Source organism: Arthrobacter sp. 05T410 (genome assembly GCF_056396505.1).
In genome coordinates this window covers 92530-106142 of record NZ_JBFTLP010000006.1, presented here as the reverse complement: position 1 = coordinate 106142, position 13613 = coordinate 92530, and the positions used below count along the sequence as shown (strand labels likewise).

General features: G+C 68.5%; 13 protein-coding genes. 6 read left to right on the top strand and 7 right to left on the bottom strand.

Annotated elements, in window-relative coordinates; all coding sequences use genetic code 11:
* Positions 1-14: 14 nt before the first annotated feature.
* From AC1DFR_RS10675 to AC1DFR_RS10650, 6 genes are all read right to left on the bottom strand, one after another.
* Positions 15-302, bottom strand: coding sequence for a DUF7218 family protein (locus AC1DFR_RS10675; protein ID WP_476873295.1), 288 nt, complete (start codon positions 300-302; stop codon positions 15-17).
* Positions 303-624: 322 nt separating this feature from the next.
* Positions 625-906 carry an HPr family phosphocarrier protein gene (locus AC1DFR_RS10670; RefSeq protein WP_018774864.1) on the bottom strand — a complete coding sequence of 94 codons (282 nt, stop codon included), beginning with the start codon at positions 904-906 and terminating at the stop codon, positions 625-627.
* Between the two features lie 68 nt (positions 907-974).
* Positions 975-3053, bottom strand: coding sequence for a PTS fructose transporter subunit IIABC (locus AC1DFR_RS10665; RefSeq protein ID WP_476873294.1), 2079 nt, complete (start codon positions 3051-3053; stop codon positions 975-977).
* A gap of 2 nt (positions 3054-3055) precedes the next feature.
* The gene (locus tag AC1DFR_RS10660) at positions 3056-4042 is read right to left on the bottom strand and encodes a 1-phosphofructokinase family hexose kinase (RefSeq protein ID WP_476873293.1); all 987 of its coding nucleotides are present in this window, start codon (positions 4040-4042) and stop codon (positions 3056-3058) included.
* The gene (locus tag AC1DFR_RS10655) at positions 4039-4857 is read right to left on the bottom strand and encodes a DeoR/GlpR family DNA-binding transcription regulator (protein WP_223914650.1); all 819 of its coding nucleotides are present in this window, start codon (positions 4855-4857) and stop codon (positions 4039-4041) included. Before AC1DFR_RS10655 ends, AC1DFR_RS10660 begins: the two co-directional genes overlap by 4 nt.
* A gap of 408 nt (positions 4858-5265) precedes the next feature.
* On the bottom strand, positions 5266-5529 hold the full coding sequence (locus tag AC1DFR_RS10650; RefSeq protein WP_018774860.1) for a DUF6458 family protein: 264 nt from the start codon (positions 5527-5529) through the stop codon (positions 5266-5268).
* A 262-nt stretch (positions 5530-5791) separates the two neighbouring features.
* Between AC1DFR_RS10650 and AC1DFR_RS10645 the strand changes: the two genes are divergently transcribed.
* The 4 genes from AC1DFR_RS10645 (at position 5792) to AC1DFR_RS10630 (ending at position 10356) form a co-directional block, all read left to right on the top strand.
* Positions 5792-6409: an alpha/beta hydrolase gene (locus tag AC1DFR_RS10645; protein ID WP_079552210.1), complete on the top strand. Its 618-nt coding sequence runs from the start codon at positions 5792-5794 to the stop codon at positions 6407-6409.
* Between the two features lie 319 nt (positions 6410-6728).
* Positions 6729-7100, top strand: a complete 372-nt coding sequence (locus tag AC1DFR_RS10640; RefSeq protein ID WP_476870181.1) for a substrate-binding domain-containing protein — start codon at positions 6729-6731, stop codon at positions 7098-7100.
* A gap of 118 nt (positions 7101-7218) precedes the next feature.
* Complete coding sequence (locus AC1DFR_RS10635; protein WP_223914646.1) at positions 7219-7962, top strand: HAD family hydrolase; 744 nt, start codon at positions 7219-7221, stop codon at positions 7960-7962.
* 63 nt (positions 7963-8025) lie between these two features.
* Positions 8026-10356 carry a glycoside hydrolase family 65 protein gene (locus AC1DFR_RS10630; protein WP_476873292.1) on the top strand — a complete coding sequence of 777 codons (2331 nt, stop codon included), beginning with the start codon at positions 8026-8028 and terminating at the stop codon, positions 10354-10356.
* Between the two features lie 58 nt (positions 10357-10414).
* On the opposite strand, the gene AC1DFR_RS10625 is transcribed toward AC1DFR_RS10630, so the two are convergent.
* A complete protein-coding gene (locus tag AC1DFR_RS10625; protein WP_476873291.1) occupies positions 10415-11806 on the bottom strand; it encodes an MFS transporter in 1392 nt (463 codons plus the stop codon).
* A gap of 126 nt (positions 11807-11932) precedes the next feature.
* On the opposite strand from AC1DFR_RS10625, the gene AC1DFR_RS10620 reads away from it, so the two are divergent.
* Positions 11933-12826, top strand: coding sequence for a hypothetical protein (locus tag AC1DFR_RS10620; RefSeq protein ID WP_476870177.1), 894 nt, complete (start codon positions 11933-11935; stop codon positions 12824-12826).
* A complete protein-coding gene (locus AC1DFR_RS10615) occupies positions 12817-13566 on the top strand; it encodes a 5-oxoprolinase subunit PxpA (protein WP_476873290.1) in 750 nt (249 codons plus the stop codon). The genes AC1DFR_RS10620 and AC1DFR_RS10615 overlap by 10 nt, the downstream gene beginning before the upstream one ends.
* Positions 13567-13613: the final 47 nt, after the last annotated feature.

Genomic DNA, 13613 nt, shown 5'->3' with positions numbered 1-13613 from the left:
GTCGTGCACGTTAATCAGGAGTTCCGCAGGGCGGAGATGAGCTCGTTCTTCTTCTTGGCCGAGTAGCCTTTGAGGCCGATCTCCTTGGCGCGTGCCTTCAGCTGCGGCACTGTCCAGTCCTCGTAGTCTCCGGCCTTGCCGCCCTTGCGGCCGACCGAGGAACGGCCCCGCTTGGCGGCGGCGTTGGAGATCCTGGCGGCTTTTTGCTTGGAGGCGCCGTCCTCGAGCAACTTCTCATAGAGCTCGGGGTCCTTGATGCTGGGGCTCTCTGAGCCTTGTGGCTTGCCTTTCGTCGTTGGCATGGCTGCGCGATCATCTCCTTCGGCCGGGAACCACCTGAGCGGCGTCCCGCGGTCGGTGCCGCGGGGGATTCCAAACTATCCGCGCCGCGGGGCCGTGACAAGCATTTGCTAAGGCCCCTTATGAAAGTTGCCCCCACGGTCCGTCGCCAGAGCAACGCGGGGTCACTTAGCGCCCAAGTACCCCACCGGAATGGGCCGTAAATGACCCCGCGTTGCTTCTGAACGAAGCGGCAGGCAACGCGAAGGCCCGGCCGGCCCCTGATCGGGGCCGGCCGGGCCTTCTGAAGCTGCCGGTGTTCCGGCGCGGGGCCGGAAGGTGAGGCTATTCGGCGTCGTGATCCGTCTCAAGGATCTGCACGAGGCGGTCAAGTGCGGCGTCGGCGCCCTCACCTTCGGCACGCAACACCACAACTTCGCCGTGCGATGCGCCGAGGCTCATCAGCGACAGGATGCTGGCGGCGTCCATCGCCTCGTCCTCGGGCTCGCCCAGCCGGGCAATCGTGATCTCGAGGTTGTCGAACTCGCCTGCAGCCTCGGCGAAGATGGCGGCCGGACGGGCGTGCAGCCCGACCCGGCTGGCAATGGTGGCGTTACGTTCGGTCATTTCTGCTCCTTGAAGTCAGCTTGGGTGTTTGTCAGCTGTGAGTATCTGCTAGGAAAAAGCGTCCCGGTTCAGGCGGCTACGGGAACCGTTTCCACCGTACCAACCGGCTTCTTGACTGCCCAGCGCTTGAGCCCGATCACGGCGAAGGCGCCGACAACGGTACCGGCCGCAATGGCGATGCAGAACCACAGGAACGAATCGATCGCGAAGAAGACGAAGATTCCGCCGTGGGGGGCCTTCGAGCCCACACCGGCCGCCATCGAGATGGCACCGGTCACGGCGCCGCCGAGCATGCTGGCGGGGATGACGCGGAGCGGGTCCGCGGCGGCGAACGGGATGGCGCCTTCGGTGATGAAGGAGGCCCCCAGCAGCCAGGCAGCCTTGCCGTTTTCCTGTTCCGCAAGGCTGAAGAGCCTCTTGTTCAGCACGGTCGCGGCCAACGCCATGGCCAGCGGCGGGACCATGCCGGCGGCCATGACGGCCGCCATGATCTGCCACGGGGCCTGGTTGGTGATGGAGGCTGCGCCCAGGCCGGCGACTGCGAAGGAATAGGCAACCTTGTTGACGGGACCGCCGAGGTCGAAGCACATCATCAGGCCCAGGATGACGCCCAGGGCGATGGCGCTGGCACCGGTGAGGCCGGACAGGAACTCGTTGAGCCCGACAGTGACCCGGGCGATGTAAGCGCCCAGGAACACGAACAACAGGCCCGACGCCGCGAGCGACGCCACGAGCGGGATAACGACCACCGGCATCAGGCCGCGCAGCCAGCGAGCCACTTTAAGCTTGCCGATCGAATGGGCCACGTAGCCGGCGATCAGGCCGCCCACGATGCCGCCGAGGAACCCGGCACCCATGAAGACGGCAACGGCGCCGGAAACGAAGCCCGGGGCGATGCCGGGCCGGTCAGCAATGGCGTAGGCGATGTAGCCGGCCAGCGCGGGTACGAGGAAGCCCAGGGACAGGGCGCCGATCTTGAAGAGCACGGCCCCCAGGTAGGCGCCCAGCGGGCCCCAGGCCAGCTCCGGGTACACGGTAGGCAAGTTCGTGAGGCTGTTCTCCGCCAGGATCTTGTCCGCGAAGGCGGTGATGTTGTAGCCACCCAGCAGGAAGCCGAGGGCGATCAGCAGACCGCCGCCAGCCACGAACGGGATCATGTAGCTGACACCGGTCAGGAGGGCCTTCTTCAGCTTCGTGCCAATGTGCTCACTCTTTTCCTCGGCGGCCATCTCAGCCTGCTCCTCGGCGCCGAAGTGGGGCACGCGGTGGGCGTGCGGGTTGTCCGCTGCGGCGAGTGCCTCGGCGACCATCTTGTCCGGTTCGTCGATGCCTCGCTTGACCGGCGCGTTGATCACCGGCATGCCGGCGAAGCGCTCCTTGCCGCRCACGTCCACGTCCACTGCAAAGATCACGGCATCGGCGGCGGCGATCACGGCGGGGTCAAGTGCCTTGGCGCCGGAGGATCCCTGCGTTTCGACCTGCAGGTCCACGCCGACCTCCTTGGCCGCGGCGACGAGCGAGTCGGCGGCCATGTAGGTGTGGGCGATGCCGGTGGGGCACGCGGTGACGGCGACGAGGCGCTTAGGCCCCTTGGCCTTCGCCGCGCCGGCACCTTCACCGGTTGCGGCCGCCGCGGTTGAGGCGCCGGCCGCGGATGCGGCGCCGGTCGCTTCTGCAGCGGTGTGGGCGGCCGGCTTGTCCGCCAGGGCGGCGTCGACGAGGTCGACAATTTCCGCCTCGGAGGTCGCGGCGCGCAGGCTGGCCGTGAAGTCCTTCTTGATCAGCGACCGCGCCAGCTTCGAAAGCAGCTTCAAGTGGTCCTGGTCCGCGCCCTCGGGAGCGGCGATGAAGAAGATGATGTCCGCGGGCCCGTCCTTGGCGCCGAAGTCGACCGGCTGGGACAGCCGCGCCATCGCCAGCGTGGGTTCGGTGACCGCCGTCGAGCGGCAGTGCGGGATCGCGATGCCGCCCGGGACGCCCGTGGCGGTCTTGGATTCCCGGGCGAAGGCGTCGGCGAAAAGCCCTTCGGCCTCGGTGGCGCGTCCGGTGTCAGCAACCCTGCCTGCCAGATGCCGGATCACGTCCTCGGGCGAGCTGCCCAGATTCTGGTCGAGCTCGACCAGTTCGGTGGTAATGAGCTGTGTCACTGTCAATCCTTCCGGAGGGCCGTGATGGTTACGGCATCAGGGGTGGTTTGGTTGACTGCCGGGACAGTGGAGCCAGGCAGGGAAGCGGCGGCGGCACCATGGGCCACCGCCTGACGGAGGCAATCGACCGGGGCGGCGCCCTGGCTGGATGCGAGCAGGTATCCGGCCAGCGAGGAATCGCCGGCGCCGACAGTGCTGACCGCGGTGACCGGCGGGTGCGTGGCCAGCCACGCGCCGTCGGCCGTCACAAGAACGGCACCCTTGGAGCCGAGGGTGGCCAGTACGGCACCCACTCCGGAGCGCACGACGGCGGAGGCGGCGGCTGCTGCAGCCTCCGGGTCCGCTTCGAGCTCCTCGGCGGACTTGTTCGTGGCGAAACCGGCTGCGGCAGCCAGTTCCACCAGTTCCTCGGCGTTGGGTTTCAAGAGGTCCGGTTTTCCCGAGGTGTCGCCGGAGACCGCTGCGGCGAGGGGTTCGCCGGATGAATCGACGGCGACCCGTGGTGCGGCCTCGCCGTCGAACATGGACCGCAGCCGCCGGGTGACGGTTGCGTAGAAGTCGGCCGGGACCCCGGGTGGGAGCGAGCCGGCCAGGACTACCCAGGCGGCACCGCGGGCGTGGTCCAGCAGCAGGCTGATCAGGGCCTCCTGCTGGTCCTCGCTGAGGGCCGGTCCGGGTTCATTGATCTTGGTGGTGACGCCGCCGGGCTCGGTGAGGGCCACGTTGCTGCGCAGCGGCTCGCCAATCGGGAGGGCCGCGAACGGAACGTCGGTCTCCCGTAGGCCGGTGAGGACGGGGTCGGCCTCGGCGCCGGGGAGAACGGCGACTGTCTTCAGCCCCGACGCGACGAGGGCGCGGGAGACGTTGACTCCCTTGCCGCCGGATTCCTGGCGGACGGAGAGGGCCCGCTGAACTTCCCCGCGGAGGAGGGGGCCGGGCAGCGCCACGGTGCGGTCCAGGCTGGGGTTGGCGGTGAGGGTGACAATCACGCGACCACCACCTCCACTCCGGCTTCCGCAAGGGCGTCGGCGAGTTCCCGGCTGGGTTGCGAGTCTGTGATCACGGTGTCCAGATCTTTCAACGAGGCGAACTGGACCAGCGTTTCCGCGTCCAGCTTGGAGGAGTCAGCCAGCACCACAATGCGGCGCGCTGATTGGACGAAGGCAGCCTTGACAGCGGCTTCTTCAGGATCGGGTGTGCTCAGCCCGAAGGCTGCATGGATGCCGTTGGTGCCGATGAAGGCGATGTCCGGGCGGATCCGGCGGGCGGCTTCCACCGTGGACTGGCCGACGGCGGCCTGGGTCAGGCCGCGGACCTTGCCGCCGAGCAGGTGCAGGGCGATCCCAGGTCCGCCGGACAGCCGGGACGCGATGGGCAGGGAGTGGGTGATGACGACGAGTTCGGCGTCGGACCCGGATGCCGCAACGGTGCCCTGCGCGGCGGCTCCGGCGGCCCGGGCGGACAGGAGTTCGGCGAGGGCCTCCGTGGTGGAGCCGGCGTCGATCAGGATGCTGCCGGTGAGGCCCTGGGGAATGAGGGCCAGGGCGGCCTCGGCGATCCGGGTCTTTTCGGGCTGCCGCTGGACGGTCCGTTCCAGGATGCTTTCTTCCGTGGTGCTGAAGCGGTCCGGGGAGACCGCGCCGCCGTGCACCCGGCGCACGCTGCCGGAGGCTTCCAGGGCGGCGAGGTCCCGGCGGATGGTTTCGGTGGTGATGCTGAAGCGCTCGGCCAGGTCCGTGACACTGGCCCGGCCGCTGGCGTAGATGAGCCCCACGATCAGCTGCTGGCGTTCTTCGGCGAACACTTACCCTCCATTGCGTACTGCGTCTGACTTGGTTCTTGTTCTTGCCGTGCGTTGAGCTGGAATTGCGCCCTGGCCGCTTCGGTGACTCCCGTCACATGAAGTGGAATTATTTGACTTTATCTTTGTTCTTGTTGGTTTGTCAATGAAAAACCACATGAACGCAGAAGGGTGGGCTTCGCCGCGGGACACGTCCAGTGGTCGGGCCGCGTTCCGCCGGGGGACATGTCCAGTGTTCGGGCCGGGGAGTGGGCATTTGGGCAATGTGTCCATGGGCCGCCGCGGGGGCTGGGCATGTGCTGTGGTTGTGGTGGGAGTGGGCCCGGATGGCGGAAGCCGGGCCCGACCTCGAGGTCCGGCCCGGCTTCCGGGTCGTTTGATTCCGCGCCGCTCAGTGGGTGCGGGGAAATCTCAGATGCCTGCGTCGCGGCTCTCATTGCGGGTGATGGTCTCGCCGGTGTTGGGGTCCACTACCGTGCGGCTTTCGCTGACCCGGCGCGTGCGGCCGCGTCCTGGGCCGGCGAGGACGAGAGAAGCGATGAGTCCAATCACGCCGACCGCCATCAGGATGTAGCCGATCATGGCCTGGTTCACATTGGGGATCAGCCCCGGGGCGACGGCCCAGGCCAGGATGGCGCCGATGGCGATGAGGAAGATTGCGGAACCGATTCTCATAACGTGCTCCTTGATGCCCGGGGGGCGGACTGATGATGGTAAGCATGCTGTCCAGCGTCACGCTACAACCCCGCCCCTACTGTTTCAATGAAGCACCCTCCGCCCCGCGGGGAAAATTTCCGCGCCGGTTTCGGCCAGCCGCGCCTTTTCCAGGCGGATGCGCCACGGATCCGGGGGGCGGAGGTCCGCTTCCGCCGCGGAAACCGCGGAGCGCGGCCCCGTGCGGGGCGGGACGCGTGGCGGTGCTGGATAGGCTGAGCCAATGGAGACGGTGATCTGGTCAAAACCCGAACACGAACGCGGCGGCACCCCGCTGCTGGTGATGCTGCACGGCTACGGCACGGACGAATTCCGCATGTCCAAGCTGTTCGCTTCCCTGCCGCCCGAGTTCAGCTGCGCCGCCCTGCGTGGACCCAAGGACATTGGAGACCACTACGGCTGGTTCCTGCTGGACTATTTCCTCACCCATGACTTTGCCGACGTCATCGCCTCCACGAACGCGGTCTTCGCCTGGATCGAGTCGGTCAAAGCCCGGCACAGCAGCGTCAGCCTGTTCGGATTTTCGCAGGGGATGGCGATGGCCAGCACGCTCCTGCGGCTCCGGCCGGAACAATTCCGCGCAGCTGTGGGGCTCTCGGGTTTTGTCCTGGACAACGAACTGCTGGCGATGAGTGAATCGTTCACCGCCCGGCCGCCGTTCTTTTGGGGCCGGGACAAGGGCGACGTCGTCATCAACGACGCCGCTACCGAGCACACCGAGGCGTGGCTGAACCGGAATACCCAGCTCACAGCCAGGACCTATCCGGGCATGGGCCACACGATCTCGAAGGCCGAACTCGTGGACGTCAGCGCGTTCCTGCGGCACTACGTCCTGCGCTGACCGGGCGCTGACCAAGGCGCTACGTCCTGCGCTGACCGGGCGCTGACGGGGCGCTGACCAGGACACCCGCCGGTCCCGCCAACCCACGGCCAAGCAGGCCTGCCAACCCGTTCCCGCTCCGCTGCCAAACTCAGAATCATCCACTTGCATGCCAAATATGTAAGCGCTTACAATCGACCTCGGCCATGAACACCGGGCCCACTACTTCGGGGGGAAGAAAGGGCTGAGCCCGTGCCGCAGGCCAATACCCCGCGCGTGAGAATCCAGCACGTCCCCGCGCTCCCCGGACTCTCCAGCTGCACCGTCTCCTCCGGACCTCGTGCTCGACGCCGGCTCCAGCATCGAAGGCGGCCGGCTGGCCATGGTGGAGCCTGTGGAAAACCCCGGGATGCCGTCCGCGGTCTTCGCCGGTTGCGACGAGACGGCCTGCGGTGCGCTCATGGCCATGCGGGAGCTCGGTTTGTCAGCGCCGGAAAACGTGTCCATCATAGGAATAGACGATCATCAGATGAGTTGGTTCCTGGGCCTGACCATAATTGCCCAGCCGCTGGCCGGCCAGGGCGCGTTCGCGGCCAACCTGCTGATTGAAAGACTTCATCGCTCAGGACTTGCCACGCCGCCTGCCAGTCCGCCTTCGAACCATCTGCTGGACACCAAATTGGTAGAGCGCACCAGCACGCGCCGACGCTGATCCGGACGGCGTCCGACGCCGGAACGGCCCCCAACAGAGCAGCCCTGAACTGCCTGCCTTAGACCATCGCTTTGACCAAACCGTCTTGCCTGCCCGTCGTCTGAAAGGACCTCGACTCATGACTGTAGTTCCCGACACCTCCGGCCTCGCCGGTGCGCTCTCCGGTGCAACCGCCATCCTTTTTGACCTCGACGGCGTATTGACCCCCACCGCCGTGGTGCACGAGCACGCCTGGAAGCAGCTCTTTGACGGCTTCCTGGCCTCGGTCCCCGGTGCTGAGCCCTACCGTGAGAGCGACTATTTCGACCACATCGACGGCAAGCCGCGGTTTGACGGCGTCCGGGACTTCCTGGCCTCCCGGGGGATTGTGCTGCCCGAGGGCCCGGTGAACGACGAGCCCGCGCATGACACCGTCCACGGACTCGGCAACCGCAAGAACAAGGTCTTCAACGACATCGTCGAGGCCGGCGGAGTCCAGCCGTACGAGGGCTCCGTCCGGCTGGTTGAGGCCGCGCTGGCCCGCGGACTCAAGCTCGCCGTCGTCTCCTCTTCCCGCAACGCCCCTGCCGTGCTGAAGGCTGCCGGCCTGTCCGACTACTTCCCGGTGGTGGTCGACGGCGTCGTCGCCGTCGCCGAGGGACTGCCCGGCAAGCCCAGCCCGGCCACCTACGAATACGCCGCGCGGCTTCTGGGCCTGCCAAGCCAGGAGTGCGTCGTGGTGGAGGACGCCGTCTCCGGCGTCCAGGCCGGCAGCGCGGGAGACTTCCGCTCGGTGATCGGCGTCGACCGCGGCGCCGGCCGGCAGACCCTGCTCGACGCCGGCGCCACGGTCGTGGTCAACGACCTCGCCGAACTGCTCTAGCCCGGCCCGCTCACCCCACCGCCCAGCCCACTGCCCACTCCCGCCGAAGGAACCCCCTAAACCATGGCTCTCATCACCTCGGACCGCGCCCGGTTCCCCAACGATCCCTGGCAGCTGGTCGAGACCGTTCACCTCCCCGGCAATGCCGGCACCCTGGAGACCCTGTTCAGCCTCGGCAACGGGCACCTGGGCATCCGCGGCGCGCACTGGGGTGCCGCGGACGCCGAACTTCCGGGCAGCTTCATCAACGGCTTCCACGAGACCTGGGACATCAAGCACGCGGAAAACGCGTACGGCTTCGCCCGCACCGGCCAGCGGATCCTCTACGTCCCGGACGCCAACAACTTCACCGTCATCATCGACGGCGAGCCGCTGAGCCTGGAGGAGTCCACCGTGCTGGACTACCGCCGCTCGGTGGATTTCGCCACGGGTATCTACGAGTGCCGGATCACCTGGCAGTGCCGTTCCGGTGCGACGGTGACCACCACCGAACGGCGCGCCGTCGGTTACGCAACCCGCGGGGCGCTGGGCATCAGCCTCGAAGTGGCGGCCGACCGGGATATCTCCGCGGACGTCACGTCCTCGGTCATCAACCGCCAGGACCAGCCGGTGGAGGACCACTCCGCCCATGATCCGCGCCGCGCCGGCCGCCACGCCGGCCGTGTGCTGCTGCCCCTGCGGCTCGACGGCGGGGACGGCTCCCTGCGCCTGTCCTGGGAAGCCTCGGAATCCAAGCAGCGGCTCGGGATGGCCGTGGATCACTGGACCTCGGCCGGCGTGCAGCCGTTCGACACCCAGGTGGACCAGGACGACAGCAGCGTGCGCTACGTGCTCGCCGTCAGCGCGGACGCACCGTTCGTGCTGGAGAAGAGCGTCAGCTACGCCGTGGGCCAGGCCGCCGAGGACCTCGCCGACAACGCCGAAGCCAGCCTCAAGCCGGTCAGCGAGATCTTCGCCGAGAGCGAGGACCACTACCGCGCCTACTGGAGCACAAGCGACATCGTCCTTGCGGGCCAGACCGAGCTCCAGCAGGGCGTGCGCTGGAACCTCTTCCAGCTCGCGCAGGCCACGGCCTGCGCCGATGTGGCCGGCATCCCGGCCAAGGGCGTGTCCGGCTCCGGCTACGACGGCCACTACTTCTGGGACCAGGAGGTGTACCTGCTGCCCTACCTGACCTACACGAACCCGGGCAACGCCCGCCAGGTCCTGGAATTCCGCCACGACCTCCTGCCCGAGGCGAAGATCCGCGCCAAGGAACTCAGCGTCGACGGCGCCCTCTTCCCCTGGCGCACCATCAACGGACTCGAGGCCAGCGCCTACTACGCGGCCGGCACCGCACAGTTCCACATCGCCGCCGCGATCGCCTTCGCGACCAACCGGTACATCTGGGCCAGCGGGGACACCGGGTTCCAGGCCACCCTGGGCTCCGATCTGCTGATCGAGACTGCACGGATGTGGGTCTCACTCGGCTTCTTCGGCAAGGACGGACTGTTCCACATCCACGGCGTCACGGGTCCCGACGAGTACACCGCCGTCGTCAACGACAACCTGTACACGAACGTCATGGCGCGCTTCAACCTGCGCGCCGCGGCGGCACTGGACCACCCGGAGATCGACGACGCCGAACGCCAGCTCTGGGAGCAGGCAGCAAACCGCATGCAGCTGCCCTACGACGAGGACCTCCAGGTCCATTCCCAGGACAACGACTTCATGACCCTGGAACCGTGGGACTGGACCACGCCCCGGTCCAAGTACCCGCTCCTGCTGCACTTCCACCCGCTGGTGATCTACCGTCACCAGGTCCTTAAGCAGGCCGACACCGTGCTGGCCATGTTCCTGCAGTGGCAGGACTTCACCGCCGAGGAAAAGCGCCGCGCCTTCGATTTCTACGACCCCATCACCACGGGCGACTCCACGCTGTCCGCCTGCGTCCAGGGCATCATGGCGGCCGAGGTCGGCTACGGCAAGGCCGCGCTGGACCACTTCACCCACGCCCTGTTCATCGATCTCGACGACACCCACGGCAACACGATCGACGGCGTCCACATCGCCTCCACCGGCGGGGTGTGGAGCTCGCTGGTCAGCGGCTTCGCCGGGCTGCGGGACCAGGGCGCTGTGCCGTACTTCGACCCCCGGCTGCCTGCCGAATGGGACGGCCTCGAGTTCCACCTGAAGATCCAGGGCAGGCTCCTGCACGTCGGGCTCGAACCGGATTCGATCAGCCTGACCGTCCGCGACGGCGCGCCGCTGGAGGTCGACGTGCGCGGGGAACTGCTCACGGTCGACGGCGGCCCGGTCCGGGTCCCGCTGGCGCCCGTCACCGTCCCGGAACCGACCATCTTCCCCAGCGGCCTTCCGACGTCGTCGATCCCGGTGGTGCGCGCCGCAGTCTAAACCGCCGCCGAAGCAACGCGGGGTCACCTATCGCCCATGATCCCCCCGGACATGGGCGCTAGGTGACCCCGCGTTGGTCTGGGCCGGGCTGCCCTGGTCCGGAGGATTCGGCAGAGGCCGGGGCGTCGGCGGGTTCCTCACCGCCGGCGGGTTCCTCACCGCCGGCGGGCTCCTCACCGCCGGCGAGGGGGTGGGCCAGTTCATCGGCAGGCATCCGCGCCACGACCATCGCGACGACGGCCATCGCCGGGCACACGGTCCCGGCGACGAGGAAGATCAGCCACACCGGCAGCGCCTCGGCGGCCGGCCCGGCGAGTGCCATGGAGACCGGCATGAGGGCCAGGGATACAAAGAAGTCCAGGCTCGAGACGCGGCCCAGCAGATGCGGCGGCACCCGGCGCTGGAGCAAGGTTCCCCAGATCACCATGCCCACGCCGCCGGTGGCGCCGAAGATGAAGAGGGCGGCGGCCACGGCCCAGAAACTGTCCATGATTCCGACGGCGGCGATTGGCAGGCTTCCCGCTCCCCAGGACACCATCATCACGGTGAGGTAGCGGCGCGGGAGGGGAAAAGAAGCCGTGGCCAGCGAGGCTGCGGCACCGCCCACGCCCATGATGGCGAGCAGGAAGCCGAACATGCGCGCGTCCCCGCCGAGCTGGTCCCGGACCACGAAGGGGATCAGGACCTCGATGGGGCCGATCAGGAACAGCACCGAAATGCAGGCCCAGAGCAGGGTCCACAGCAGCCAGGGCGTCCGGACGGTGTAGCTGACGCCCTCGCGGAGGTCGTGGCGCAGGGACGTCTTGGCCCGCGGCTGGCCAGATTCGTTAGCCTCGCCGCTGACCGGGACTCCCGCCGCTGGCTGGCGGTGGAGGAGGTTCAGGATGCAGAAGGCCACCAGATGGCAGGCCGCCACTCCGGTGACGGCGTAGGCGGGGGACAGGGCCGCCACCAGGATGCCAGCAACGGCCGGTCCGGCGGCCTGCTGCAACAGCGGCCGCATGGTGCCTTCCAGGCCGTTGGCCGCCAGCAGGTCCTCGGGCGGCAGGATCCGCGGCAGGATGGCGGAGTAGGCGGGGAAGAAGAACGCAGCCCCGACGCCGAGCACGAAGGCCCCCAGCGCGAGATGCCACAGCTCGAGCAAGCCGGCCAGGGCCAGCCCGCTGACAGTGGCAACGACGGCGAGGTTGGCGCCCTCGACCGCGATGATCAGGAGCCGCTGGGGCACGCGGTCCGCGGCGATGCCGCCGGCGAGCAGAAACGTCACCAGCCCGACGCTGCCCGCCGCGGCCACGACCGAAAGCTCCAGCGGTCCGCCGCCCAGGTGGATCACCTCGTAGACCATCGCGACGGCCCACATCCCGGAACCGAAGATGGAGATGGCCAGCGCCGTGATCAGCACGCGGTACTCCCGGTGCGCGAAGGGGCGGAGGGCTCGCAGGGCGGGCATGGGCCCAGTCTAGTAGCCAGCCGCGCGGCCGGGCTGGACCCCTCCGGGGCGCAGCGGCGACCCCGCCTGCCTGCCCGTGTGTAGTGTTAAGTGCACTTAGTTTTATGGTTCCGACGAGAGGCGATCATGGCCAAGCGCAGCAACCCGGCAATGAAGATTGCCCAGGAAACAGCCCACAGCGCGATGTTCGACGCCGCCGGCCAGCCCCGGCCCGGTCTGCACAAGGTGCTCCTGCGGGCGGTTGAAGTCCAGCGGCCGCTGGTGCTGGCCAATATCCGCAGGCTTCAGCGCAGGCACCCGCAGGCCACCGCGGCGCAGCTCGCCGCCATCCTGGAGCGCGACTACCTGCTGGCCGTCACCGGCGGCGGTGCGCTGGTCGGCGGGGCTGCCGTGATTCCGGGCGTCGGAACTGCGGCCGCACTGGGTCTCTCGGCCGCCGCAGCAGTCGGGTTCCTCGAAGCCACCGCACTGTATTCCACGGCCCTTGCTGAACTGCACGGCATCCGGATGGTGGACCCGGACAGAGCCAGCACCCTGGTCATGGCGGTCATGCTGGGCGAGGAAGGCACCCAGCTGCTGAGCTCGCTGAGCGGACAAGCGGCGGGCCGGGGCAAGGGGCCCACCCAGGCCTGGACCGCGGCCTTCACCCGCCGCGTCCCCCTCGCCGGCTTCGGTACAGTGCGGGCCAAGATCCAGACGATGTTCCTGCGCTCCCTGCTCAAGACCCAGGGCACAGCCTGGCTGGGCCGTGCCCTGCCCTTCGGTATCGGCGCCGTCGTAGGCGGCGTGGGCAACCGGGTGATGGGCCATGCGGTCGTCGCGAACGCCAAGGAAGCATTCGGGCCCATCCCGGACACGATTCCGGGAGAACTGCAGGCCCTTGCGGAAACCACCGGGCCGGCCGCGCTCTACGAAACTTCCCTGGACGCGCAGCCGGGCGGCGGCACCCAGGGCGGCGGCACTCAGGGCAGCGGCGCCCCGAAGGCTTCAACGAAGGACGGCGGCACGTTTTGGATCTGAACACTGACCTGGGGGAGTCCTTCGGGACCTGGACCAAGGGCGCCGACGCCGCGATGTTTCCGCTGGTCACGAGCGCCAGCGTGGCCTGCGGGATGCACGCCGGGGACCCCGTGACCATGCTGGACACCTGCCGGGCGGCGTACGAGCTCGACGTCAACGTCGGTGCCCACATCGGCTACCCGGACCTGGCCGGCTTTGGCCTGCGCTCGCTGGACATGACCTTTGACGATCTCTTCGGCGCGGTCCTTTACCAGCTCGGGGCGCTCGACGGCGTGGCCCATGCCGTGGGCGCCTCGGTGGACTACGTCAAGCTGCACGGGGCGCTCTACGACCGCACCGTGCACGACGGCGAGCAGGCCTCCGCCGTGATCGCCGCCATCCAGGCCTACGATCCCGGACTGCCCGTCCTCGGCTTCCCCGGCTCAGCCCTGCTGGAAATCGCCAAGGAAGCCGGGCACCCCGTCTTCTCCGAGGCCTTCGCCGACCGCGCCTACTTCCCCGACGGCACCCTCGTGCCGCGCACCGAGGTGGGAGCAATGATGCTCGACGCCGGACAGGTTGCCGAGCGGGCGGTCAGGCTCGCCACGAAGGGCGAAATCGAGGCCGTCGACGGCACCGTGCTCCGGATCGAGCCGCAGTCGCTGTGCCTCCACGGCGACACCGCCGGCTCCGTTGCCGCGGCGGCCGCGATCCGTGCGGCGCTGGAGGCTGCCGGCGTCGAGCTGGAGAGCTTCGCCTGAACCGCGAGCCCCGACCCGCGGGGCCGGCCGGGCAGCTCCCGGGCCGC